Genomic DNA, 25,356 nt, shown 5'->3' with positions numbered 1-25,356 from the left:
TTAGCACAAATCATCCAGGCTGGTCGGCTCATGTACCGGCGCGCCTACGGGGGCCGCATTCAGGTTTCTGGACATTTCATAGCTCATTTTTCGCAGTCGCATGACCGAGCCTAGCGGCCGGTGTGATTGAATGCCATGCCAGGGCGAGAACATCATGCCTTCATCAACAACATGCGAACGATAGGGACTCCAGGCGATTTGTGGTTTGGCCGTAATGCGGGCAATCGGGATATAAGGTGACACATCTGCCGACCAGATCACCGTCGAGTCCTCAATAGGCATTTGCTTGATATCCGTGCACAGTTGCACGCGTAACTCCCAGACGGCGGTGTGGGCAATAAAGTAATCGACGATAGACTTCCTGAGTCCATCGGAGGCGAGGGTATCAATCGGTTTGTTGGTGAGGGTGATCAGGTCTGGGGAGATCGGTACAAAGGCGATTTTGGCCATGTAGTTGCCGTATAAGATCGGGTCCTGGCTAAAATAGGTTTCACCTAAGATATTGGTTTCTTGTGGCTGGTGCAGGTTTCTGATCAGGGTTTGCTGGCCACTTTTGAGCGATTCGACCAGCTTGGCCGTCGAGCGGAAAATTTGCGACAAAAAATGCCTGAATTCAGTGCTGGTTTCCGGCGTGGAGGCGATGTGTTTAAGGTTGGAGAGAAACACCTGTACGCTGGATGACAGGAAGCTGGCGCCGTTCACAAATAAAAAATCCTGTGTGATGGCTTTTTCGCTGCCCGGCAGCCGGTCGCCATCGACGCCCAGTACCTTGATCGCCAGGCTGCGAGGCGTGCAGGTTTTGTCGTGCAAAATATCACCCGGTACCGTTGAAAAGCGCATGACCAACGGCAAGGTTTGCGCTTTGGCAAACATGCCCTGGGCCAATGACGGGGGGAGGTTATCGTAAATCTCCATTTCAGCAGAGATCAGGCCATGACTTTTCACATGCACGCTACGCGCACTGTAGGCGGCATGCCTGGCCGTGATTTCGGAGATTTTGCGCAGCGTATATTGCAGGTTTTCGCGGCTGTTGGTTTCGCTTTCAGCCAACACCTCATAGGCTGGTTGGTAGTTGAGTGGTGAAATTCCAATATCAGCAGTTTGTTGCATAACAACCCCCATTTTTAAATAGGTCTGGCGGGGGTTTTATAAGTGTGACCCCATCAAACCTGCATGGATCTTCTTGAACATTGGTTGAACATGGCACTGAGTTGATACGTAAAAACCGCGCGATTCAGGATGAGTTGTCCTTGGTTTCACCGGCTTGTTTGCGCTGCTTGTTGACGATACGGGCAGCGACTTCTTCTTCGCTGCCAGGGTAACAGTGGTCTTTTGTGAAGGCGTGTTTGGGAGTTGCGTATTCTTGCTCGCGCTTCGGGTTGGATCCTCTAGGCATATGCATACTCCTTCATTCGTTGAGTACAAACGGCAGCCGCTAAGGCTGCCGTGGTTGTCGTGTGTGAATGAAACTCGAAATGCATTCGACACTTCATAACAAACGCGACAATTGCAGATTACGCTAATTGACCTGAATACTTAATCAGCAGGTTTCCTATGATGGTGTAGGAAATGCTAGATGCTGCGGCACAAAGAAAAGCCGTGCAACTTTTTGACAAAAAGTATCCAAAAAAAGTTCCATATGGTTCTGCAATTTGTCAATTTTTTACCTGGCCTGTTGCGCATTGAATGCAGTCATCAAATTGCGGTAGTCAGGAATATGGTTGGCGCACAAGGTACCCAGGCCTTCGATATCGTTGCGCCAGTCGCGATGCAACTCGCAGGCCACGCCAAACCAGGTCATCATTTGTGCACCGGCCGCTTCCATGCGGCGCCAGGCGGCATCTCGCGTCAGTTCGTTAAAAGTGCCTGAGGCATCGCCCACCACAAATACTTCAAAGCCCTCTTCAATGGCAGACAAGGCAGGGAAGGCGACGCATACCTCGGTGACGACGCCAGCGATAATCAGTTGTTTTTTACCTGTGGCTTTAATGGCTTTGACGAAGTCTTCGTTGTCCCAGGCGTTGATCTGGCCTGGGCGCGCAATATAAGGCGCATCCGGAAAAAGTGCTTTTAATTCTGGCATCAGTGGGCCATTGGGGCCGGTTTCAAAGCTGGTGGTCAAAATAGTCGGCAAGTTGAAAAATTTGGCGGCATCGGCCAAGGCCAAAACATTGTTCTTAAAACGGTCTGGCTCAATGTCGCGTACCAGCGATAACAGGCCAGCCTGGTGGTCTACCAGCAAAACGACAGCGTTGTCACGGTCCAGGCGTACATAAGGTTTGTTGTTCATAGTGAATATCCTCTCAATGGATTTAGTCGGGTGGAGATCACGGCCGTCCGCGTAAAGTGTGGATACTGACGGCCGTGTTTCCTTTTTTTAAAATGTTGGACTACTTTACAAGCCGTTATGCGGTGACAAAACGGCCCTGGTTAAAGTCATTAATGGCCTGGTCAATTTCTTCCCAGCTATTCATGACAAACGGGCCATGACCCACCACAGGCTCATTCAGCGGCTCACCGTTGAGTAACAGCAACACGGAGTCTTGCTGTGCCTGCAATACCAGTTCATTGCCTTCGCGCTGCATCACCGCCAGTTCAGCCGGGCGGATGGTATGCACTTCACCGGTTTTCACCGCGCCATGCAGCACAAAAATGGCGGTGGTGTGGCCTTCTGGCAGCGTGAAGGTGGTGCGTGTACCGGCATTCAGGCGCACATCCCACACATTCATCGGGCTAAATGTATTGGCCGGGCCTTTTTGGCCTGCATATTCACCGGCAATCACGCGCACTTTACCTGCCTCTTCTGGCAACGCGACCTCAGGAATCTGCGCACGGGTAATCCCCTGATAGCCAGGTGCGGTCATTTTGTCCTTGGCGGGCAGATTGACCCACAACTGGATCATTTCAAATGGGCCACCGCTGCGTGCATAGTCGTCGCCGTGATATTCCTCATGAATAATGCCTTTGCCTGCAGTCATCCACTGCACTTCACCCGGGCCGATGGTGCCACCGGCATTGGTGGAGTCATGGTGTGAGACCTGGCCATCATAAACAATGGTCACGGTTTCAAAGCCACGGTGCGGGTGTTGGCCGACGCCGCGTCTGTGTGTGGTGGGCTCAAAGCTGGCAGGCCCGGCGTAATCCATCAACAGGAAAGGTGAAATGTCATTGGCAATGTCACGGTAAGAAAAAATACTTTGTACCGGAAAACCATCACCCACCCAGTGGTTGCCGTTGCTGCGTTTGATAAAAGCCAGTTTTTTCATGATGATTCCCTTTCAGAAATGTTTGCGTGTTTGCATGGTTCACACTATAAACAGATGACTTTTAAGGCACTAGATGGTTAAATGTGAAATCACTTTTCAATTAAATGAATAATCATTCATTCAGCATGGACTTTAACGAAGCCGCAGTGTTTGTGAAGGTGGTGCAGGCGGGCAGTTTCAGTGCTGCCGCGCGCCAGCTTGGTTTACCCACGTCTACCATCAGTACACGTGTGGCCAGATTGGAGCAGCGGCTGGGCGTCACCTTGTTGCAACGCACCACGCGGCGCTTAAACCTGACGGAGGCAGGCGCCATGTATTTTGAGCATGCTTCTACTGGCCTGGGCTACTTACTTGAGGCGGAGGCCGCGCTGGATGAAGCGCGCCAGCAACCGCAAGGCGTGCTCAAGGTCACGGCGCCTGCTGACCTGGGTGATGCCTTGCTGGGAGGCGTGATGGCGCAGACAAAGCTGACTTATCCGGCATTGTCACTGGAGTTGATGCTCACCGAGCGCTATGTGGACCTGGTCGCGGAAGGTGTGGATGTGGCGATCAGGACTGGTGAGTTGCGCGACTCTAGCCTGATTGCCAAATCATTGGGCACCATACAATGGGCCTTGTTTGCCAGCCCGCACTATTTGCAGTCTGCCGGGCAGATTGAGGCGCCGGTTGATCTTGGCCAGCATCAAATGGTGCAATTTACGCCCATGGGCCGTCACCATTGGGAGTTACAGCAAGGAGCGACCGCTATTCGAGTGCCGCTCAATGGGCGCATGCTGGTGAACAGTATTGGCGTGGTGCGGGCGATGGCTGAGAACGGGCAAGGTGTGGCATTGTTGCCGACTTTTATCTGCCAACCCACGGTAGAGGCTGGCGGTTTGCAACGGGTGTTGCCCGCATGGCGCGGGCAAGCGGATGCGCTACATCTGGTGTACCCCAAGCAGCGCTTTATGCCGCCCAAGCTGCGCGGTTTTATTGACCTGGCGGTGGCTGAGTTAAAACCCTTATTCAGTGCGTCATAATGGCAGGTGCAATGATGATTTTCTTTCCGACAGGAGCCCAGGCATGACTCAACAGGCATTATCCCCAACACCACAAGGCGCCAGCGTGGTGATTACGCATCACGTCAGCCCGGCCTTGCAGGCGGAGTATGAGCGCTGGTTAGAGGAAATCGGCCCCTTATGCCGGGCATCCGAAGGCCTGCTTGATTGGCACATCATCCGGCCTGTTGCCGGTTACACCGACACTTACTCCGTGATGATTCGCTATCAGACAGAACAGCATCTGACACAATGGCTGGATTCACCCGCGCGCAAAGCCTTAATCGCAAAAGCAGCCCATCTGCTGGCCGGGCAGGATGAATACCAGATCAGTAGCGGGCTGGATTTCCTGTTTGCCCAAAGCAATCTGCCCGCGGCCAAGCCGCCAGTGCGCTGGAAGCAGTTTTTGCTGACCTGGTCGGCGATTTTCCCGTTGGTGAGTGTGGTGCCATTGCTGGTGGTACCGCTGCTGAATGCCAGTGGCCTCCCGCAATCACGCGTGTTACATACCTTCTTTGTGACGGGCGTGGTAGTGGCACTGATGGTGTATGTGGTCATGCCACGTTATAGCAAGCTCATGCGGCATTGGTTGCACCGCTGACATTTCTAAGGTTATTTTTGCCATTCTTCGATGAGAAACAAGCCGTTGGATAGTGTTTTTTTTCAATTTTGAGCGCATGATAAGTGTGTAAACTTAAAGTATCAGCCTGACATAACCGTTGTTAAGAGAATAACAATCATATACATAGGGGATACGTGCGTTGAACACGACGGCGGAATCATCGGCATTGCACGCAGAAATTGTCGGCATGCTGTATGCAAACAATCGAAGATCATTGATGGCTGCTATCGTGGTCATGATTGCGCTTTTGCTCGTGCAATGGCACCTCATCGACCATGCCATCCTCGCCGTGTGGTCCAGCATTTTCCTGGTGGCTTATGGCATACGTACTTACCTGACGTATCAATATGAAAAAGACCAGCAACGTGAACTGCATAGCCGCCAATGGCTACAGTGGTTTCGCGCCAGCACCTGTTTTTGCGGCCTGGCCTGGGGCTTGGGCGGCATCCTCCTTTTCCCAGAAGCCGACACCGCGCATCAGGCGTTTCTGATTTTCGCGCTGGTAGGGGTATCTGGGGCTGGCATCATTATTTACTCCGTCGATACCTTAAGTACCAACCTGTTTAGTGGCGGCATCGTGTTATTCATGATTCCACGCTTTTTGATTCATGGCAGCTCAGTCTCACTGGCACTGGCCGTGTTGTTTATGGTGTATGTGTTCTATGTGACTGTGGCTGGTCGCAGCCTGGCCACCAGCTTGCGTGAAAATATTTCGTTGCGGATTGCCTCTAACCTGGATAATAAAAAAGTACACCAGCTGGCTTATTATGACTTTTTAACCGGCCTGCCAAACCGGCGTTTACTGACAGACCGCTTGAATCAGGCATTTGCCCGCTGTGTGCGCCACCAGAGCTATGGCGCCGTGTTGTGCCTGGACTTGAATAATTTCAAAGGCCTGAACGACAGCAAAGGGCACCAGGCGGGGGATGAGTTGTTGCAACAGGTCGCTTTTAGGCTGCAACAATGCCTGCGTAAAAAAGACACCATTGCCCGCATGGGCGGCGATGAATTTATTGCCGTGCTCGACGAGTTATCTACCGACAAGGCAGAAGCGATTACCGCCGCGCAGACCACTGCCGAAAAAATGATGGCAGTGTTTTCGCAGCCTTTCGAGCTGCAAAACAGTAAATATCGTACCGCCCCCAGCATTGGTATTTGCCTGTTTTTGGGCGACTTGTTGAAAGAGGATGAGGTGTTACGGCGCGCTGATATTGCCATGTATCAGGCTAAAAAATCGGATAATCTCAACAGTATCCAAATGTATGACGAGGCCGTGCACCCGGCAGTGGAAATGCGTGCCACATTGGAAAATGAGCTGGCATTTGCCTTGCAGGGCAAGCAGTTCCTGTTGTATTACCAGGTGCAAGTCAATGAGTTGCAGCAGCCTACAGGCGCGGAAGTATTATTACGCTGGCAACATCCGACGCTGGGCATGATCCCGCCGGACCAGTTTATTCCGATTGCCGAAGAAACCGGTGAAATTGTGTCGATTGGGCAATGGGTGCTGGCGCAGGCATGCGCACAACTTAAACATTGGTCGCAGTCTGCTGCGACGGCCAAGCTGAAATTGTCAGTCAATGTCAGTGCCATACAGTTTAGCCAGCCAGACTTTGTGCAGATGGTGAAAGAGACGGTGTTGGCCAGTGGTTGCGACGCCAAATACCTACGTTTAGAGCTGACCGAAAGCCTGATCGTGAAAAATATTGATGAGGTGATTGAAAAGATTAATGCCCTGAAAGCGCTGGGCATCACTTTTTCGCTGGATGACTTTGGCATCGGCCAGTCTTCGTTATCGGTATTAAAGCGATTGCCACTCGACGAGTTAAAAATAGACCGCAGCTTTATTAAAGATATTGTGCACAACAACTATGACTCGTTTATTGTGCAAACCATCATCAATATGGGCAAAAACTTGAGCCACAGCGTGATTGCTGAAGGGGTAGAGATGCAGCAGCAAATGGCCATGTTGCAGAACATGGGTTGCCATTCTTTTCAGGGCTACCTGTTTAGCCGCCCTTTGCCTTTGCAAGAGTTTGAAGCCAGTTTGCAGGCAGCCATCTCAGGCGATGACAAGCCGTCTTCAACCAGCAGCGCGCGCAAGGTGTTGCATCGTCGGCTCAATTAAACTTTGATCCATTCCTCGCCCTGACTTAACCAGCGTTGTAAATGGGCCTTTACCGCGGCAGGGTCACGCTGTAATAACAGGTCTGCGGTGGTTTTGGCGGTGTCCAGTAGGGCAATATCCCGCTCTAGATCGGCAATCTTTAGCATGGGGACACCACTTTGGCGCGTGCCCAGCAATTCGCCGGGGCCGCGGATATGTAAATCGGCCTGGGCAATTTGAAAACCATCATTACTCTCAAAAATTACCTTCAAACGCTGTCGGCCGATTTGCGAACATTGCTGTTTACTATAAAGCAGAATGCAGGTGCTCTTGGCCGCGCCACGCCCTACGCGGCCGCGTAGCTGATGCAACTGGCTCAGGCCCATGCGTTCTGCATGTTCAATCACCATTAAACTCGCATTCGGCACGTCGACGCCGACTTCAATCACGGTGGTGGCCACCAGCAGGTGAATCTCATTGGCAGAAAAGGCCTGCATCACCGCCTGTTTTTCTGCCGATTTCATACGGCCGTGGACCAGGCCGACTTTGAGTTCCGGGAATGTCTCTTGCATATAGGCAAAGGTGTCATTGGCGGTTTGTAACTGTAGTGCTTCTGACTCTTCAATCAGCGGGCACACCCAGTAGGCTTGATGGCCCTGGGCGCAGGCATCATGCACGCGCTGCAAAATTTCATCGCGCCTGTCATCAGCCACCAGTTTGGTCACAATCGGTGTGCGGCCAGGGGGCAGCTCATCAATCACGGAGACGTCGAGATCGGCGTAATAGCTCATGGATAAGGTACGCGGAATCGGCGTGGCCGACATCATGAGCTGGTGTGGTTCCAGCAATTGACCACGGCCCTGGCTGGCCGTGCCTTTTTTGCGTAGTGCCAGGCGCTGCCCGACACCAAAGCGGTGTTGTTCATCGACAATCGCCAACCCTAATTGTTTGAATTGCACCTCATCCTGAAACAGGGCATGGGTGCCGACGGCGAGCATGGCTTCTCCACTGGCAATGCGTGACAGTGATTGCTCACGTTCTTTTTTCGGCTGGCTGCCAGTGACCCAGGCGATGGTGATGCCTAATGGTTGCAACCAGTCGCAGAGTTTTTTGTAATGCTGTTCGGCCAGAATTTCAGTGGGGGCCATCATGGCCACTTGCCAGCCATGTTCTATCAGTTGCAAGGCTGCCAGGCAGGCGACAATGGTTTTACCACTGCCGACATCACCTTGCAGCAGGCGTTGCATGGGGTGTGGCTGGCTCAGGTCGTGCTCAATTTCTGCCACCACTTTTTGCTGCGCGGCCGTCAGTGTAAACGGCAGGCTGGCCAGCAGACGGGCAACCAGTGTGTGTGAAGCTGAGATGGCAGGTGCACGCGATTGTTTGCGGCGAGCGTAATGCTGGCGCATGGACAGCTGTTGTGCCAGCAGTTCGTCATAAGCCAGGCGTTGCCAGGCCGGATGCGAGTGGTCCTCTAAAGTCGCCAGTGATGTTTCGGATTGGGGTTGGTGCAGCAACTGCAGGCTGCTGGCGAAGTCGGGCAAGTGCATGGACTGGTATACCCAGTCTGGCAGGGTTTCTTGCAAATACTCTGTTTGCAATACACGGTTCACGGCTTTGCGTATGGTGGACTGGCTTAAGCCTGCGGTAGTCGGGTAGACGGGCGTCAGCGCAGTGCTGACCGGGGTATCTTCACCGACTTTACGTTGAGTCGGATGCACCATTTCATAGCCGAAAAATCCCGGCCGCACTTCACCAAACACGCGTAAACGCTGGCCGGTTTGCATGGCGGCTATCTGGCTGGGATAAAAGTGCAGAAAGCGCAGGTTGATGATGCCGGTATCATCCTGCAACCTGACATTGAGCATTTTGCGTGGCTTATAGGCCACTTCATTGTGTACTACCACGCCTTCGATTTGCGTTTGCTCACCCAATCGTAAATCGCGGATGGCCGTGATGCGGGTTTCATCGAGGTAGCGCAGCGGCAGATGCAGCAACAAGGCCTGCACTGAATGAATATGCAGTTTTGCCAGCTGGCTGCACACGGCGGGTGTGAAGCCTTTGATGTCGTTCAAGGGACGCATGCTGGCATCACCGCTGGTTTACTGGATACGTTGTTCCAGCTGGTTGCCTTTGACCCGGTTGATGCGCACGATTTGCTGAATCTTGCGCAGGTTGCGGATCAGGGTCGCCAGGTGCACGCGGTTATGCACTTGCACCGTGAAGTTCACATTGGAGTACTGGCTGCCATCGCTGGATTCGACGCTGACATTATCAATGTTGGCATCTGCATTGGAGATGGTCGCCGCAATTTTGGCCAGCATGCCGCGCTCGTCCACCACCGTAATGCGCAGGTTGACGCTGAACAGTTTTTTCGGGTCGGCATCCCATTCCACATCCAGCCATTTTTCTGGATCCAGCCTGAACTTGCGGATGGCCGGGCAATCGTGGGTATGAATGACCAGGCCTTTATCTTTATTAATAAAGCCCAGAATAGGATCGCCAGGGATCGGGCGGCAGCAAGGTGCAAACTGCACGGCCATGCCTTCTGAGCCGCGGATGGTAATGGTATCCAGCACTTTGCCGGACTTCTCTTCCGCATCTGCCGGATGCGCCAGCAACTGGTGCGCCACCATCAGGCTATTGCGTTTGCCGAGGCCGATATCAGTCAAAATGGCCTGGCGGGTTTTACTGCCATAGTCATTCATGACTTTTTGCCACTGCTTGTCGGTAATTTCTGCCGGTTCGATATGCATGGCGCGTAAAGCCACATTTAGCATGCGTTCGCCCAGCTGTGCCGACTCTTCTACCTTCACGGTTTTGAGGTAATGGCGGATATGCGAGCGCGCCTTGCCGGTGACCACATAGTTAAGCCAGGCCGGATTGGGTTTCGCCAGTGGCGCCGTGATGATCTCGACATGATCCCCGTTGCGCATTTCGGTGCGCAGTGGGGCCAGTTCATTATTGATTTTCACCGCCACGCAACTGTTGCCGACATCGGAGTGCACGGCATAGGCAAAGTCGACCGCAGTCGAGCCGCGTGGCAAGGCCATGATGTTGCCTTTAGGCGTGAACACATAAACTTCGTCCGGGAACAGGTCGACTTTAAAGTTCTCCAGGAACTCATGGCTGTCGTCACTTTCCGTCTGGATTTCAACCAGGCGTTGCAGCCACTGGTGCGTTTGCTGTTGCAATTTGGTCAGGTGTGCATCGGTGGTTTTATATAGCCAGTGCGCCGCCACGCCAGCATCGGCAATGTTGTGCATCTCCTGGCTACGGATTTGCACTTCGATGGGCGTACCGAAGGGGCCGAACAGCGTGGTATGCAGCGATTGGTAACCGTTGGCTTTGGGGATAGCAATATAGTCTTTAAAGCGGCCTGGAATCGGCTTATACAAGGCATGCAATGCGCCAAGCGCCAGATAGCAGGCGGCCGTGTCTTTAACAATGACCCGAAAACCATAAATGTCGCCAATTTGCGACAATTTCATCGATTTTTCGGACATCTTCTTATAAATGCTATACAAGTGCTTTTCGCGGCCCTGTACATCATATTCAATCTGGTATTGCGTCAGCTGGGTCTCAATGGCGTCCTGGATTTTGCTGATGACTTCTTTGCGGTTGCCGCGCGCCAGGCGAATGGCCTTATCAATCACACGATGGCGATTGGGGTACAGATACTTGAGGCTAAGGTCTTCCAGCTCATGGTAAATCGGGTTCAGACCCAGCCGGTTGGCAATGGGCGCATAAATTTCCAGCGTTTCGCGCGCGATGCGTTTTTGTTTTTCCGGGCGCATCGCCTCCAGCGTTTGCATATTGTGCAAGCGGTCGGCCAGCTTGACCAAAATCACGCGCACATCCTGGCTCATGGCCAGCAGCATTTTGCGGAAATTTTCGGCTTGTGCCTGGGTGGCGGTTTGCAGCTCAACCTTGTCCAGCTTGGTCAGTCCGTCCACCAGGTCAGCCACCTGTTTGCCAAAGCGTTCGGCAATCGCCGCACTGTCGACTTCGGTATCTTCCACTACATCATGCAGCAAGGCGGCTAATAGTGTAGGTAAATCGAGATGCAGTTTGGCCAGGATGCAGGCCACAGAAATCGGGTGGGTGATGTAGGGTTCGCCAGTCTTGCGGGTTTGACCGGCATGTGCCTGCTCGGCATAGCGATACGCTTGCCAGACCAGTTGCACTTCTTCTTCGTTGAGATACTTGCGGATCAGCTGGGTAAGGGGGGAATCCTCACGGTCAGCAGGGAGCAAGTCCACTTCTTCCAGGGGAGACCTGGACTTGCGATGGGCAGAATCGCCTTGGGTGTGGGGCATAGCTGTTTATGCTTGGCCCTTTTTCTCTAACAGCTCTACGCCTACTTTACCGGCGGCGATTTCACGCAGTGCAATCACGGTTGGCTTGTCTTTTTGTGAATAACCGCTGACTAATGGGTCTGAGCCATTGGCCAATTGTCTGGCGCGGTAAGCGGCGACCAACGTCAATTGAAAACGGTTAGAGATGTTGTCCAAGCAATCATCAACAGTAATACGAGCCATAAAAACCTCTTAATATATGAGCCTGCACACAGCAGCAGGCGCGCTGGGTCAGGTAAGTGATTGAATCAATGACGCGTGGCAGGCAACCTGGCGGTTTAACTGCAAGCGCTGGGCGCGAACAATCGCCATCAGATCCTGCAAGGCCACGTCAAAATTATCATTAATTGTAACATAATCAAACTCATGCACGTGACGCATCTCCTCACGTGCGGCGGCCAGGCGTTGCGTAATCACGGCTTCACTGTCCTGGCCACGGTTGTTCAGGCGGTGCGCCAGCGCTTCAATCGAGGGCGGCAAAATAAAGATGGAGGTCACTTGCGGGAACAGTTTGCGTATCTGCTGTGCGCCTTGCCAGTCGATTTCAAGAATTACATCGCGGCCGGAGGCCAGTGCATTTTCCACTTCGCTTTGTGCTGTGCCATAGCGGGCGCTGTGCACATGCGCGCTTTCGAGAAAGCCGCCGTTATCCAGAATGCCCAAAAACTCGGCTTCTGAGACAAAATGGTAGTGGATGCCGTCTTCTTCGCCCGGGCGCGGCGTACGAGTGGTGTGCGATACCGACAGTTTTAGAATCGGGTCTTGCGCCAGCATGGCGCGTACCAGGCTGGTTTTGCCAGCACCAGAGGCAGCGGAAATCACATATAAATGACCATGGCTCATGAGGCACACCATTCCGGGTTAGGCAGTGAAGAAAAAACGGATTTCAGGCCTTCGCCCCAACCCTTGCGGATGCAGGCGTAATAAGGATCATCTTCCGTCAGGCGTTGCCGGCAATCGGCGCTAAAGGTGTCAGTGCGGTATATCATCAAGTCAATCGGTAAAGCCACAGAAATATTGCTGCGGATGGTGGAGTCAAATGAAATCAGCACGCATTTTACCGCATCTGTGACATTGGTTTGATGTTTGATCACGCGGTCGATAATCGGTTTGCCATATTTGGTCTCGCCGATTTGCAGATAAGGCGTATCTGCGGTGGCTTCAATAAAGTTACCGGCGGCATAGACATTAAACAGGCGCGGCTTTTCGCCTTTGATTTGCCCGGCGACCAGAATACTCGCGCTGAAATCAATGCCATGCTCTTTCAGGGTTTTACCATCGCGCTGATGCACACTTCGCATGGCGGCGCCAACCACACTGGCGGCTTCAAACAACGACTGCACATTATGCAAATGGGCGTGCGGCTCGGCGGACTTGAGTTGTTCACGGCACAGGTTAACCACCGATTGGGTAATCGCCAGGTTACCTGCCGTGAGCAGCACGATCATGCGCTCGCCAGGCACCTCAAACACATGCATTTTGGGGGCAATCGCCACCTGATCGACACCGGCGTTGGTGCGTGTATCCGACGCCAGCACCAAGCCTTGTTCCAGCAAAATACCAACACAGTAAGTCATAAGCGTAAGAGCGAAAAAGAGGGGTTAAAAAATCATCATAGCATGCGCAGCGATTACTGCTGCGCCGCCTGGACTTGCTGCCGAAGTTGCTGTTGATATTGCGCACGCTGTTTGTCTGTCAGGCGACCATGCTGGTTCACGTTGACCATGCTTGCCATGCCTTCACTACCACCGCCCATGCGCGAGCCGGTGACCGGGCTGGCACTGCGATAGTCCAGGCCTGTCGCCAGCCTGATATGCGTTTCGTTGGTCAATATACCGTTAGAGACGTCTAGGCCCAGCCAATGGTCCGCCTGCCAGACATCCACCCAGGCATGCGTTTGCATCAGGTGACCGTCTTCGGTGAACAGGTAACCGCTGACATAGCGTGCGGGCAAGCCCAGGCTGCGGCAGCAGCCAATAAATGCATGGGCGTGATCCTGGCAAACGCCTTTGCCGAGCCGGAAGGCGGTGGCGGCAGGCGTGTCAACCTGGGTTGCACCTTGGATATATTGCATCTGTTCACGCAAAGCCTGCATCATGTCTAGCAGGGGCGCACCTGCAAATTGTTGCGCAAACGTGGTCATGGCAGCATCGGCCTGTGTCAGCGGTGTATCGCGCAGGTAAATGTCTAAGGGGAGTGCCTGCTCAGGCACGGCAGTTTCCACTCCGGTTTCTACTTCACCACAGGCGGTGATGGTTAATTCATCATGCAGCTGGTCTATGACCAGTGTATGCGCCAAATTACCAAAGGCATCTTCAAACGCTGTCAGTTGCCCGTTGACCTTGATCTGCCAGTGGTTGACCTGTTGCCCGTCACCAGTGCGCGGCGTCAGGCGTAACTGCTGTATGGTGTACTGCACCATTTCGCTAAACGCATAGTGCGTCTGGTGTTCAATATTAAGCAACATACATTGTGTGTACTAAAGTAAAAAAGCGCAGCGCTGTTTTTAACAGTCTGCGCATGAGGGGGTTCATGGCAATCTATTGTTGTAACGTTAGGCCGTCGCACTTAAAAAATTGCGTTGTATTTCTTCGCCCAGTTTGCGGTTGGCCAGAATGAATTCATCCAAAAAGTGGTGTACGCCATCTTTGACGATATCCAGCATGCGGCCGTAGTGCAGTTTTGCATGCATTTGTCCGGCCAGGCGCTCGGCCTCGGTTTGGCGGCTACCGGCCACCTGGCGCAAAATCGGCATGATTTCGGCATAGCAGGCATGCAGCGAACGTGGCATATCTTCACGCAAAATGAGTAACTCAGACACTTTCATCGGCTCAATCGCATCGCGGTAAACCTTTTGGTAGGCCTGGAAAGCCGATACCGAGCGCAATACCGCGCTCCATTCGTAATAATCCACCGCGCCGTCATTGGCCTCCTGCATGGGGATTAAAAACTCGTATTTCACATCGAGCAGGCGTGCGGTGTTGTCGGCGCGTTCCATAAACGTGCCCAGGCGCACAAAGCTGAAAGCTTCATCGCGCAACATGGTGCCAAAGCACACGCCGCGGAACAAATGCGAGCGGCTTTTGACCCATTCACAAAACTCGCTTAAGCCAGTCTGCGTCAGGTCCTGCTTGATATATTGGCCAAACTCCAGCCACAGCGTATTCATGTTTTCCCATGTTTCGGTGGTCATGGCCACGCGCACGGCCCGCGCGTTTTCACGTGCGCTACGCAACGAGCTGTAAATGCTGGACGGGTTATGGCTATCCATCACCAGGTGTTTAATCACATTGGCGGCATTGAGCTCTTTGTAGGTTTTGTCATAAATATCGCGGATACCGGCAATTTCCAGCACGGTGTCCCACAGTTCTTCTTCATTGCTGCTGTCTGACGGCAGCAGCGACATGTTGTAAGTCACATCCAGCACGCGCGCCACGTTTTCGGTGCGCTCAATATAACGTGCCATCCAATATAAATGATCTGCAGTGCGACTTAACATATCACGGCCTCTTGAGTTGCATGTTGTGCAGCCATTTGCGACTGCAGGGTTTCTACACTGACATCATCGCGTTCCAGCACCCAGGTATCTTTGGTGCCGCCGCCTTGTGAGGAGTTAACCACTAATGAGCCTTCCTTAAGCGCCACGCGCGAAAGGCCACCGGGCACCACACTGACGGTTTTGCCTGACAGCACAAACGGGCGCAGGTCGACATGACGTGGTGCAATGCCCTGGTCGACCAACGTTGGGCAGGTAGACAGCGCCAGCGTAGGCTGAGCGATGTAATTGGCCGGTTTGGAGACGATGCGTAGCCTGAATTCTTCAATCTCCTGCTTGCTGGCCGTCGGGCCAACCAGCATGCCGTAGCCGCCGGAGCCTTGTACTTCCTTCACGACCAGCTCGGGCAGATGATCCAGCACATAGGCCAGATCATCTTCCTTGCTGAGTTGATACGTAGGCACGTTCTGCAGGATGGGAGACTCACCCAGATAGAACTTAATCATCTCCGGCACGTAGACATACGTCGCCTTGTCATCAGCCACGCCGGTGCCTACGGCGTTAGCTAACGTGACGCCACCATTGCGGTAGACGGAGAGCAGACCTGGCACGCCCAACAGGGAGTCGGGCTTGAACACCAGAGGGTCAAGGAAGTCGTCGTCGATGCGGCGGTAAATCACATCCACCCTTTGCGGGCCTTGTGTGGTGCGCATGTAGACGGCGTTATTACGGACAAACAAATCTTGGCCTTCCACCAGCTCGATGCCCATTTGCTGGGCGAGGAAGGCATGTTCAAAGTAGGCACTGTTATAAGCGCCCGGCGAAAGCAGGACCACGGTCGGGTCAGTGACACCGGTTTGCGCGACCGAGCGCAAATTGTTGAGTAACACGTGAGGATAATGCTCGACCGGTGCAATCGGATATTTTTTAAATAAATCCGGGAATAACCGCATCATCATTTTGCGGTCTTCCAGCATGTAAGAGACGCCGGAAGGCGTGCGCAAATTATCTTCCAGCACATAAAACTGCGATTCGCTGGTGCGCACCAGGTCAATCCCAGCCACATGCGCATAGACCTGGTTAGGCACAGTCACGCCGACCATTTCGGGGCGGTACTGGCTATTACTCAAAATGCTATTGGGTACGATGCCTGCCTTGATGATTTCCTGGTCATGATAAATATCATGCAGAAACATATTGAGTGCGCGCACGCGTTGCACGGCGCCTTTGGCCAGGTGTGCCCACTCACTGGCAGAAATCATGCGTGGAATCACGTCAAACGGAATCAACCGTTCGGCGCCATCTTCTTCGCCATAGACGTTAAATGTAATGCCCACGCGGCGAAACAATACTTCAGCTTCGGCACGCTTGGCTGCCAGCTGTTGTGTGGGTACATCGCTTAACCAGCGGTTATACGCCTGGTAAATCGCGCGGACATTGCCCCCATAGCCCTGCATTTCATCGAAAAACTGTTTGGCCGATTGCGTCATGATGCTGGACCTTTGCCTGACTTGTAAAATTCAATTAAATTAGAGCAAGCCGTGTGCCAGCAAAGAATACTGTTTTAAATCATATTGTTATTGGTTTTTAGCTGTTGCTACAAATGCAAAACGCACCATTACGGTGCGTTTTGGCGTCACGATTTTGGTGCAGTGAGAGGTGTTTATTCAATGTTCTGGATCTGCTCGCGCATTTGTTCGATCAGCACTTTGAGCTGCATGGAGACTTGCGTGGTTTCAATCGCGACAGATTTTGACCCCAGCGTATTGGCTTCACGGTTCATTTCCTGCATTAAAAAGTCCAGCTTTTTGCCCATAGCTCCCCCAGCACTGAGGATGCGGTCCATTTCAATGATATGAGATTGCAGGCGTGCCAGCTCTTCGTCTACATCAATACGTTGTGCGTAGAGTACGATTTCCTGGCGCACACGGTCGTCATCGGCTTGCATGGCTTCGCGCAGTTTGGCCGTCAGTTTTTCCTGGTATTGGCTCACCAGCGTGGGTAGCAGGGGTTTCACAATGCTGATTTGCTCACGCACGCCTTGCAGGCGGTCGAGTAATACCTGTTTGAGTTTTTCGCCTTCACGTGCTCGTGCAGCAATCAGTTCATCAATGCCGCGTGACAGGCCGGTTTGTACACCTTGTGCCATGGCTTCGGCATCCACTGCTTCGGTTTGCAAGACGCCGGGCAGTTTGAACACGTCGACCAGGTTGATCGGTTGCGCTTGCGGAAAATGTTGTTGCAGCTCGCTGAGCGTTTGTGCAATTTGCGCCACCATGGCCGGGTTGAGCGCCAGTGTCGTGGCTGCGTTGTCACTCTTGAGGCTCATGCGGCATTCGATTTTGCCGCGACCGAGCCTTGTCTGTAATTGTTCGCGAATTTGCGCTTCGAACTGGCGCAGGCTGTCTTCAATTTTGACATTGAGCTCAAGGTAGCGATGATTCACTGCCCGCAGTTCGATCAGCAGCAGGCCGCCAGGAAAACGGGCTTCACTTGCAGCAAAGCCGGTCATGCTTAAAATAGGTTGGTTGTTGGTTTTTTTTGTCGTCATTTTCGTAGCTACCTTGCGTCTCCGGGCAAACTGGGCGATTGTATCAAATGCGCTATCGATATGCGAAAATAGCACTCAGATAAAAGAAACCCGCGCTTGTGGTGGTATGGCAAGTGATTGAATGCAGGGTTTCCCTTAAAAAAGCCATGATTGTGACGTTAAAGCGTTAGTGAAGCTTTCTAATAAATTCGATTTTGCCTTGCCGGTAGGCACTGCGCTACATGACTACACCATTACACGGGTGCTGAGTCTGGGCGGGTTTAGTTTCGTCTATCTGGCGCAAGATCCGCAAAAAAACACCGTTGCCATTAAAGAATATATGCCGGTGACGCTGGCTGAACGTGATGAACATACGCATATTCGTTCCAACGGCAAAAATGAAGCCGCCTACAAACATGGCATGAAGTGCTTTTTTGAAGAAGGCCTGGCGCTGGCCAATATTGAGCACAAAAACATTGTGCGCGTGAAAAACTTCTTCCGCGCCAACAATACCGTTTACATGGTGATGAAGTATGAGCGCGGCAAGTCGCTGCAAGATTACATCATGGCCTTGTCACAGCCGGTGCCTGAGAGTTTCCTGATCCGCATGTTTGTCGAGTTGCTCAATGGCTTGCGCGAGGTGCATACGCGCAAACTGCTGCACCTGGATATCAAACCGGCCAATATTTATATCCGCCTCGATGGTTCGCCCATGCTGCTGGACTTCGGATCGGCGCGCCAGGCCTTGTCTGAGGTGACATTGGCACCGACGTACACGCCGGGGTTTGCGCCGCCCGAGCAATACATAGACCGCAAACACCTGGGCCCATGGAGTGATATTTACAGCATAGGCGCCAGCATGTATGCCTGTTTGCAACGCGCATCGCCCGTCTCAGCCAATTTGCGCCTGAAAAATGATACGCTGGTGCCTGCGATTGAGCTCGGTAAACAGATATACTCTGAGAAATTGCTGGCGATTATTGATGAATGCATGCAGCTGGATTATTTGTCTCGGCCGCAAAGCGTGTTCTCATTACAGAAAAAAATGATCGGCATCCGCGTGGTAGAAGACCCGCGCGGTTCGCTGGTGGATAAAATCATCAAGGTGCTGAACAAACCGTTATGAAGTTCACCATTGCACAAGGCAGCCGCCAGGGGCCGCGGCCATACAATCAGGACAGGCTGGCGTATTCATACCATAGAAACGCCATTTTTTTGGTGCTGGCAGACGGCATGGGCGGCCATCAGCATGGCGATGTGGCTGCCGAGGTGGCGGTGAAAACCATGATAGAAGCCTTTCAGCGTGAGTCGCAGCCCATGATTACCCAACCTGCGCAGTTTTTGCGCGAGCAAATTGCCCGGGCGCATGAGGTGATTGAAAATGTGCGTTTGCAAAAGCGCCTGATGGAGTCTCCGCGCACGACGATTGTGGTGGCGCTGATTCAACACAACAAACTGTTTTGTGCGCATGTGGGCGATTCACGCGCGTATCTCTACCGCAACGGCCTGGTAGAGTTTCAGACCGAAGATCACTCGGTGGTGCAGTCGTTATTGCGTGAAGGCAAAATTACGGCTGACGAGGTAGATCATCACCCGCACCGCAATAAAATTTATAATTGCGTGGGAGGTGAGCGTGCGCCCAAGGTTGATTTGGCAGTGCCTATCCCCCTGCGCGAAGGGGATGTCATTTTGCTGTGCTCGGATGGCGTGTGGAATGCGGTGCCTGACATGAGTATGGCGCAGCATATGCTGGCAGCCGATATTAACGACGGTGTGAGCAGATTATTAGATGATGCCGATGCCGCCAGCATTACCGTCGGCGATAATATGAGTGCCATTGCCTTGCAGTGGGGGCAGCGTGTGATCAGCCCGTTGACGATCTCAACGCTGGATTTGCCGGTAGACGTCACCACCACCATGATGAACGAAGCCGCCGAAACGCCCAGCCAATATGCGCTGGACCTGACTGACGCCGAAATTGAAAAAGCGATTGCCGAAATACAGGAAGCGCTGGGCAGGACCCGGCAACATATTAAATAGCAGAAAGTTGTAAACCATGATCAGACCCAGCCAGCGTGCCAATGACCAATTGCGCGCCATCGAAATTATCCGCCATTACACCAAGCACGCCGAAGGCTCTGTGCTGGTGAAGTTTGGTGATACACACGTGATTTGCACTGCCAGCGTAGAAGAAAAAGTGCCTGGCTTTTTAAAAGGCAAAGGCCAGGGTTGGGTGACGGCTGAGTACGGCATGTTGCCGCGCTCCACCGGCTCCCGCATGGACCGTGAAGCGGCGCGTGGCAAGCAAAGCGGCCGTACACAAGAAATCCAGCGCTTGATCGGCCGCAGCCTGCGCGCTGTGATTGACCTGCAAAAGCTGGGTGAACGCACCATCCATTTTGACTGTGACGTGATTCAGGCCGATGGTGGCACCCGCACTGCCAGCATCACTGGCGCTTATGTGGCTATGGTGGATGCCGTGTCTACCTTGCTGCAAAAAGGCCTGCTGACAGAAACCCCGATCAAGGACTCTGTGGGCGCGATTTCTGTGGGCGTTTATCAAGGCACACCGGTCTTGGATTTGGATTACATCGAAGATTCTGACTGCGATACCGACATGAACGTGGTCATGACCGGTAACGGCGGTTTTGTCGAGATTCAGGGCACAGCCGAAGGCGAGCCATTTAGTCGCGACACCATGAACCAGATGCTGGACCTGGCGGCTAAAGGCATTGTGGAATTATCCAAATTGCAGCAACAGGCACTGGCACAAGGATAAGTATGGCTTTGCCATTCAACAAGCTGGTCATCGCCTCAGGCAATAAAGGCAAAATCCGCGAAATCGCGCATGTGCTGGCGCCGCTGAATATCGAGATCGTGTCGCAATCTGAATTCAATGTGCCGGAATGCCCAGAGCCCTACGGCACCTTTATTGAAAATGCCTTGGCCAAGGCACGCCATGCCAGCCAGCACACCGGCTTGCCTGCGCTGGCAGATGACTCCGGCTTGTGTGTGAATGCTTTGCAAGGCGCACCAGGGGTGATTTCGGCGCGCTATGCTGGCCCGCAACCGGCCAATAGCCTGCTCACGCAAGATGAACGAAACAACGATAAGTTACTCACAGTGATGGCGCGTGAGAGTGATCGCCGGGCCTATTTTTACAGCGTGTTAGTCCTGGTGCGTTCTCCGCAAGACCCGCAGCCTATTATTGTCGATGGCCTTTGGCTGGGGGAAATTCTGCGCGAGTTTCGCGGCAGTGAAGGCTTTGGCTATGACCCGCTATTTATGGACCTTGAAAGCCGTAAAACGGTTGCCGAATTACCGCTGGAAGTGAAAAGCCGCATGAGCCATCGCGGTCAGGCTTTGGTAAAATTGCTGCAAGCCTTGGAAAGAGTAAGTGTATGAAAAACGAATGGCCAAAATGGGTACGCGATGACGGTTCGGTGGTGTCCTGCACCGAAAAGGTCAAAGTCATGGCCGAAAATTTTGATGAACTCAAACAAATTGCGCAGGATGCCATGGAAGACGGCTTGCTGATGGAAGTCAGCGAAGAACAGATGCGTGCTGCGCTGCATGCGCTCGTCGATACACTGGTTAATCCCTACAACAAAATTTAAATTTGCCGGGCTATTCAAGCATGGCAAGCCTTTCGCCGCAATCCATTCTCCAAACCGTCTTCGGTTACAACCAGTTCCGCCACCAGCAACAAGCCATCGTTGAGCATGTGATCAGCGGGCAAGATGCGCTGGTGCTCATGCCCACCGGCGGCGGCAAATCGCTGTGCTACCAGATTCCTGCTCTTGCACGCGAAGGCTTGGCGATTGTCGTCTCGCCGTTAATCGCGCTGATGCAAGACCAGGTTGAAGCCTTGCAACAATTGGGCGTCAATGCTGCTTTTTTAAATTCCAGTTTAAGTGCAGAAGACAACAGCCGCATCACACGTCAGGTGATTGCTGGTGAAATCAAGCTGCTTTACGTTGCGCCTGAAAGGCTCATGGTCGGTAGCTTTTTAAGCCTGCTTGATGAAGTGCAACAGCATGTTGGCCTGGCGCTGTTTGCTATCGACGAAGCGCATTGCGTGTCGCAATGGGGGCACGATTTTAGGCCAGAATATCGCCAGCTCACCGTGCTGCATAACCGCTTCCCCGATGTGCCTCGTATCGCGCTGACTGCCACGGCTGATGCACCTACGCGTGCCGAGATAATTAGTCAGCTTAATTTAGAAAACGCCGCCCAGTTTGTCTCCAGTTTTGACCGGCCGAATATCCGCTACCACGTCGGCATCAAAAATAATGCGCGCCAGCAATTGGCAAGCTTTTTAGAGCGCGAGCATTCAAACGATGCCGGTATTATTTACTGCCTGTCGCGCAAAAAGGTCGAAGAAACCGCCGCCTGGCTGGTCGAAAAAGGCTGGTCGGCTTTGCCTTATCACGCCGGGTTACCTGCGCAATTGCGAGAGCACCACCAGCGCCGCTTTCTACGTGAAGAAGGCATTATCATGGTGGCGACCATCGCTTTCGGCATGGGCATAGACAAACCCAACGTGCGCTTTGTCGCGCATCTCGACCTGCCAAAAAGTATGGAAGGCTATTACCAGGAAACCGGCAGAGCAGGGCGTGATGGCCTGCAAGCCAATGCCTGGATGGTCTACGGCATGGGCGATGTGGTCTCCATGCGGCAAATGCTAGACAGCGGCGAAGCCTCAGAAGAACGCAAGCGCCTGGAACGTTTAAAACTGGATGCCTTGCTCGGTTATTGCGAATCTACCGCTTGCCGCCACCAAACCATCTTACGCTATTTCGGCGAAAGCCATCCCGGCGCCTGTGAGCAATGCGATAACTGCCTGCACCCGGTAGAAACCTGGCAAGCCACTCAAGTCGCGCAAATGGCACTGTCGTGCGTATTTCGCACCGGCCAAAGATTCGGCGTCGGTCATTTAATCGACGTGCTCATGGGTAAATCCACCCCGCAAGTTGAGCGCTTTAATCACGACAAAGTCAGTACCTTTGGCATCGGCAAAATCCTCAATCAAAACCAGTGGAGCGGCGTCTACCGCCAGCTCATTGCCGCAGGCATGCTAGAAGCCGACATGTCCGCCTATGGCGGTTTAAAACTGACTGAAGCCGCACGGCCCGTGCTCAAGGGCGAGCAGGAAGTCTGGCTACGCCGCGATGCCGAACCCGAAAAACGCATGAGCAAAGCCGAACGTAGCGCCCGCGCCAAAGAAGCGTTTGAAGGGGCCAATGATGACCCGCTCTGGCAAGCACTCAAAGCCAAACGCTTGGAACTAGCAAGAGAGCAGGGCGTACCGCCATACGTGATTTTTCACGACAGTACCTTGCTGGAAATCCACAATCGCAAACCGCAGACGTTAGATGAAATGGGCCAGATTAGCGGGATTGGACAGGTAAAATTGCAGAAATATGGGGATGCATTTTTGCAAGTGCTCGAAGAAATGGCTTAAAACCTATGATTTGCCGTTAAATAATATCCCGAAATTTCGACTGAATTCGTGGATTCACCTTTTGACTTTGATGAATCAAATTGGCTGTCATTGAGATTTCTGCAATCTCCAGCAAGTTCTGATTAATAGAGACGCCATCCTCCATAAACCAGCGCAGTACCGGTTCTAAATGCCAGATGCCACCAGCAGAACTTTGATGAATTGGATTAGGAAAACGTTTTTTGGGGTTAGCGATAATTTTTTGAATATTCTGGCGAGAGCAACCAAGCACACTGGCGATTTCAGTCGGGGTTACCAAGTCAGGCGAAACCTCAATCAGTTCAGCATCAGGAATCGCCTTTTTCACATCTGCAATCGCACTTAACACAGCCTCATCAGCACTGGCCGCCTCTCGCACAAACTCAAGCGCAATGAATCCTGTTTTACCTGTCCCTATCATTGCATCATCGCAGCCCGCTTCAAATAACGCATCCAAATATTGGGAAGAGTCTGCGTTCTGATCGGTTAGGGCATATTTCAAAATAAACTCGTATTCCTTCATCATTCACCTATTTTTTAACTTTGGGCATGGTGTTTGTAACGTCCTCGTCCATTTTTCCCACGCATTTATCTACAACGCGACGTAACGCTCTCGCATGATTTTCAGGGCTTCTGGGTGTGCTCCAAATACTGGTCACACAAAACTCACCACAGCGACACTCTTCATCATTAAATGGGCAGTACATCTTTCCCCAACAATGCCCACCACCCACTTTGATTTTCCATTGCTCAGATAAGGCATATTCAATGGCCGCGTTAATCTCTTTATTGGGATGCTTAATCGCCATATTATCCCCGTCGGTATTTGTTGTCAATCGACAACTATTATATTGTTAACATAAGTTAATATGGTACTGGGGATTTCTTAAAACATCAGCAATAATCTTGCTTTCATCCATATGGGGGATTGCAACATGGCTAACTTACGATCCAGAGGCGATAGTAACGATGAAAATCAAAGCCGGAGTCATTCCACGCTAAAATAACGTCCATGATTCCAATCTACCCAGCCAACAGTCTCAAATATGCGCCTTTGCAAGGCGACATTACCTTGAGTGGCCTCACCAATCCGCCGCCGCTTTCGCTGTATATTCATATCCCCTGGTGCGTGCGCAAATGCCCGTATTGCGACTTTAACTCGCATGAAGCAAGACAAGAAATCCCGGAAGCAGCTTATGTAGATGCGCTCATTGCCGACCTCGAACAAGCCACGCCGTTGGTGTGGGGGCGCAAGATACGTAGTATTTTCTTTGGTGGCGGTACGCCCAGCATTTTCTCAGCGGAAGCGATTGATAAGATTTTGAGTCATGTGCGCATGCTGACGCCGCTGGAGTATGGTGCAGAAGTAACGCTGGAAGCGAATCCGGGCACGGTCGATATCGCTAACTTTAAGGGTTATCGCCAGGCGGGTGTGAACCGCGTGTCGCTTGGCATCCAGAGTTTCCAGCCGCAATATTTGAAATCTCTCGGACGTATTCATGACCGTGAACAGGCATTGGCTGCAGCTGAATTGGCATTGAATACCTTTGATCGGGTGAATCTGGATGTGATGTATGCCTTGCCGGAACAAAGCCTGGAAGATGCATTGAAAGATGCCGAAACCGCCTGCCAGATCAAACCGGCGCACTTGTCGTTTTACCACCTGACGCTGGAACCTAATACGCCATTTCACCGCACGCCACCGAGTTTACCGGATGACGATACCAGCGCCACCATGCAGGAAGAAATTGAGAAAATCCTCGCAAGTCATGGCTATCAGCACTATGAAACCTCAGCCTTTGCCCAGCCTGGTCAGCAATGCCAACACAACCTGAATTACTGGACGTTTGGGGATTATCTGGGCATAGGCGCTGGTGCGCACTCCAAACTGAGTTTTCACGACAAAATTATTCGCCAGAGTCGGCATAAGCATCCTAAACGTTATCTGGAGGCGGTGCCGCAGGGGCAGGCGGTGGATAATGAGTGGCAGATTGGCCGTGAGGATTTGGCGTTTGAGTTTATGATGAATGCGTTGCGGTTGGTGGATGGCGTAGAGGCTGGGTTGTTTCAGCAACGTACGGGTTTGCCATTACGCGCGATTCAGGCTCAGTTGCTGGAAGCGCAACAAAAGGGATTGTTGCAGCAGCAGGGTGGCGTGATTACGCCGACGTTGCAGGGGCAGCGGTTTTTGAATGAGTTATTGGGGATGTTTTTGCCGGAATAGGGATGAGCTCTTCTTTTGTTGTCATTCTGGCGTGGTGTGATTGTAATAAAAGGTTGTTCTTTAATTGGTAGTCGTAGGGTGGGCATCAATGCCCACGCGGTTGAGGATGTTTGTTAGGTTGCTTTTCGCTTTTTCAGCGAGTTACTTTTCTTTGCTTGCCCAAAGAATAAGTAACCAAAAGAAATGCACCCTAGCTTCCGCTTGATTCCTGCGTTGCTCACCAAAACAAGCGGTCAC

Annotated in this window: 25 protein-coding genes; 10 read left to right on the top strand and 15 right to left on the bottom strand. The window is 52.4% G+C overall.

Features of this window, described 5'->3' with window-relative positions:
* From INP78_RS10970 to INP78_RS10955, 4 genes are all read right to left on the bottom strand, one after another.
* Positions 1 to 1,110 carry a catalase family protein gene (locus INP78_RS10970; protein WP_194742246.1) on the bottom strand — a complete coding sequence of 370 codons (1,110 nt, stop codon included), beginning with the start codon at positions 1,108 to 1,110 and terminating at the stop codon, positions 1 to 3.
* Between the two features lie 124 nt (positions 1,111 to 1,234).
* Positions 1,235 to 1,396: a hypothetical protein gene (locus INP78_RS10965; RefSeq protein WP_194742245.1), complete on the bottom strand. Its 162-nt coding sequence runs from the start codon at positions 1,394 to 1,396 to the stop codon at positions 1,235 to 1,237.
* Between the two features lie 267 nt (positions 1,397 to 1,663).
* The gene (gene ycaC / locus INP78_RS10960; protein WP_194742244.1) at positions 1,664 to 2,290 is read right to left on the bottom strand and encodes an isochorismate family cysteine hydrolase YcaC; all 627 of its coding nucleotides are present in this window, start codon (positions 2,288 to 2,290) and stop codon (positions 1,664 to 1,666) included.
* 115 nt (positions 2,291 to 2,405) lie between these two features.
* Positions 2,406 to 3,266 (bottom strand): pirin family protein, encoded by an 861-nt coding sequence (locus INP78_RS10955; protein ID WP_194742243.1) that lies wholly within the window; start codon positions 3,264 to 3,266, stop codon positions 2,406 to 2,408.
* A 125-nt stretch (positions 3,267 to 3,391) separates the two neighbouring features.
* Between INP78_RS10955 and INP78_RS10950 the strand changes: the two genes are divergently transcribed.
* From INP78_RS10950 to INP78_RS10940, 3 genes are all read left to right on the top strand, one after another.
* Positions 3,392 to 4,285: a LysR family transcriptional regulator gene (locus INP78_RS10950; protein ID WP_194742378.1), complete on the top strand. Its 894-nt coding sequence runs from the start codon at positions 3,392 to 3,394 to the stop codon at positions 4,283 to 4,285.
* 43 nt (positions 4,286 to 4,328) lie between these two features.
* Positions 4,329 to 4,904: an antibiotic biosynthesis monooxygenase gene (locus tag INP78_RS10945; protein WP_194742242.1), complete on the top strand. Its 576-nt coding sequence runs from the start codon at positions 4,329 to 4,331 to the stop codon at positions 4,902 to 4,904.
* Positions 4,905 to 5,064: 160 nt separating this feature from the next.
* Positions 5,065 to 7,050 carry a bifunctional diguanylate cyclase/phosphodiesterase gene (locus tag INP78_RS10940; RefSeq protein WP_228522836.1) on the top strand — a complete coding sequence of 662 codons (1,986 nt, stop codon included), beginning with the start codon at positions 5,065 to 5,067 and terminating at the stop codon, positions 7,048 to 7,050.
* Here the strand turns inward: INP78_RS10940 and recG are convergent.
* From recG to INP78_RS10895, 9 genes are all read right to left on the bottom strand, one after another.
* Positions 7,047 to 9,113: an ATP-dependent DNA helicase RecG gene (gene recG, locus INP78_RS10935; protein WP_194742241.1), complete on the bottom strand. Its 2,067-nt coding sequence runs from the start codon at positions 9,111 to 9,113 to the stop codon at positions 7,047 to 7,049. The two genes, INP78_RS10940 and recG, sit on opposite strands and share 4 nt — an antisense overlap.
* A gap of 18 nt (positions 9,114 to 9,131) precedes the next feature.
* Entirely contained in the window at positions 9,132 to 11,348 is a 2,217-nt protein-coding gene (locus tag INP78_RS10930) for a bifunctional (p)ppGpp synthetase/guanosine-3',5'-bis(diphosphate) 3'-pyrophosphohydrolase (RefSeq protein ID WP_228522835.1), read from the bottom strand.
* Between the two features lie 6 nt (positions 11,349 to 11,354).
* The gene (rpoZ, locus tag INP78_RS10925) at positions 11,355 to 11,570 is read right to left on the bottom strand and encodes a DNA-directed RNA polymerase subunit omega (protein WP_194742240.1); all 216 of its coding nucleotides are present in this window, start codon (positions 11,568 to 11,570) and stop codon (positions 11,355 to 11,357) included.
* A gap of 48 nt (positions 11,571 to 11,618) precedes the next feature.
* Positions 11,619 to 12,230, bottom strand: coding sequence for a guanylate kinase (gmk, locus tag INP78_RS10920; protein WP_194742239.1), 612 nt, complete (start codon positions 12,228 to 12,230; stop codon positions 11,619 to 11,621).
* On the bottom strand, positions 12,227 to 12,964 hold the full coding sequence (locus tag INP78_RS10915) for a proteasome-type protease (RefSeq protein WP_194742238.1): 738 nt from the start codon (positions 12,962 to 12,964) through the stop codon (positions 12,227 to 12,229). Before INP78_RS10915 ends, gmk begins: the two co-directional genes overlap by 4 nt.
* Positions 12,965 to 13,017: 53 nt before the next feature.
* The gene (locus INP78_RS10910; protein ID WP_194742237.1) at positions 13,018 to 13,854 is read right to left on the bottom strand and encodes a transglutaminase family protein; all 837 of its coding nucleotides are present in this window, start codon (positions 13,852 to 13,854) and stop codon (positions 13,018 to 13,020) included.
* A gap of 87 nt (positions 13,855 to 13,941) precedes the next feature.
* Positions 13,942 to 14,886, bottom strand: coding sequence for an alpha-E domain-containing protein (locus tag INP78_RS10905; protein ID WP_194742236.1), 945 nt, complete (start codon positions 14,884 to 14,886; stop codon positions 13,942 to 13,944).
* The gene (locus INP78_RS10900) at positions 14,880 to 16,373 is read right to left on the bottom strand and encodes a circularly permuted type 2 ATP-grasp protein (protein ID WP_194742235.1); all 1,494 of its coding nucleotides are present in this window, start codon (positions 16,371 to 16,373) and stop codon (positions 14,880 to 14,882) included. The genes INP78_RS10905 and INP78_RS10900 overlap by 7 nt, the downstream gene beginning before the upstream one ends.
* 173 nt (positions 16,374 to 16,546) lie before the next feature.
* Positions 16,547 to 17,434, bottom strand: a complete 888-nt coding sequence (locus INP78_RS10895; RefSeq protein WP_228522834.1) for a YicC/YloC family endoribonuclease — start codon at positions 17,432 to 17,434, stop codon at positions 16,547 to 16,549.
* Between the two features lie 169 nt (positions 17,435 to 17,603).
* On the opposite strand from INP78_RS10895, the gene INP78_RS10890 reads away from it, so the two are divergent.
* From INP78_RS10890 to recQ, 6 genes are read left to right on the top strand one after another with little or no spacing between them, the layout of a single operon-like run.
* Complete coding sequence (locus INP78_RS10890) at positions 17,604 to 18,539, top strand: serine/threonine-protein kinase (RefSeq protein ID WP_194742234.1); 936 nt, start codon at positions 17,604 to 17,606, stop codon at positions 18,537 to 18,539.
* Complete coding sequence (locus INP78_RS10885) at positions 18,536 to 19,453, top strand: PP2C family serine/threonine-protein phosphatase (protein WP_194742233.1); 918 nt, start codon at positions 18,536 to 18,538, stop codon at positions 19,451 to 19,453. Before INP78_RS10890 ends, INP78_RS10885 begins: the two co-directional genes overlap by 4 nt.
* Before the next feature lie 16 nt (positions 19,454 to 19,469).
* Positions 19,470 to 20,192, top strand: a complete 723-nt coding sequence (gene rph / locus INP78_RS10880; RefSeq protein ID WP_194742232.1) for a ribonuclease PH — start codon at positions 19,470 to 19,472, stop codon at positions 20,190 to 20,192.
* 2 nt (positions 20,193 to 20,194) lie between these two features.
* On the top strand, positions 20,195 to 20,818 hold the full coding sequence (rdgB, locus tag INP78_RS10875) for an RdgB/HAM1 family non-canonical purine NTP pyrophosphatase (RefSeq protein ID WP_194742231.1): 624 nt from the start codon (positions 20,195 to 20,197) through the stop codon (positions 20,816 to 20,818).
* On the top strand, positions 20,815 to 21,030 hold the full coding sequence (locus INP78_RS10870) for a hypothetical protein (RefSeq protein ID WP_194742230.1): 216 nt from the start codon (positions 20,815 to 20,817) through the stop codon (positions 21,028 to 21,030). The genes rdgB and INP78_RS10870 overlap by 4 nt, the downstream gene beginning before the upstream one ends.
* A gap of 20 nt (positions 21,031 to 21,050) precedes the next feature.
* Positions 21,051 to 22,877, top strand: a complete 1,827-nt coding sequence (gene recQ, locus INP78_RS10865; protein ID WP_194742229.1) for a DNA helicase RecQ — start codon at positions 21,051 to 21,053, stop codon at positions 22,875 to 22,877.
* A gap of 16 nt (positions 22,878 to 22,893) precedes the next feature.
* Here the strand turns inward: recQ and INP78_RS10860 are convergent, their stop codons facing one another.
* Both INP78_RS10860 and INP78_RS10855 read right to left on the bottom strand, forming a co-directional pair.
* A complete protein-coding gene (locus INP78_RS10860; protein WP_228522833.1) occupies positions 22,894 to 23,421 on the bottom strand; it encodes a DNA-binding protein in 528 nt (175 codons plus the stop codon).
* 4 nt (positions 23,422 to 23,425) lie between these two features.
* The gene (locus INP78_RS10855) at positions 23,426 to 23,704 is read right to left on the bottom strand and encodes a hypothetical protein (RefSeq protein WP_194742228.1); all 279 of its coding nucleotides are present in this window, start codon (positions 23,702 to 23,704) and stop codon (positions 23,426 to 23,428) included.
* Positions 23,705 to 23,907: 203 nt separating this feature from the next.
* Between INP78_RS10855 and hemW the strand changes: the two genes are divergently transcribed.
* Positions 23,908 to 25,119: a radical SAM family heme chaperone HemW gene (gene hemW, locus INP78_RS10850; RefSeq protein WP_194742227.1), complete on the top strand. Its 1,212-nt coding sequence runs from the start codon at positions 23,908 to 23,910 to the stop codon at positions 25,117 to 25,119.
* Positions 25,120 to 25,356 lie beyond the last annotated feature (237 nt).

This window comes from Methylophilus sp. 14, from assembly GCF_015354345.1.
Taxonomy (GTDB): domain Bacteria; phylum Pseudomonadota; class Gammaproteobacteria; order Burkholderiales; family Methylophilaceae; genus Methylophilus.
Note: the sequence above shows the minus strand (reverse complement) of the source record. Positions and strands in the feature narration are given on the sequence as shown.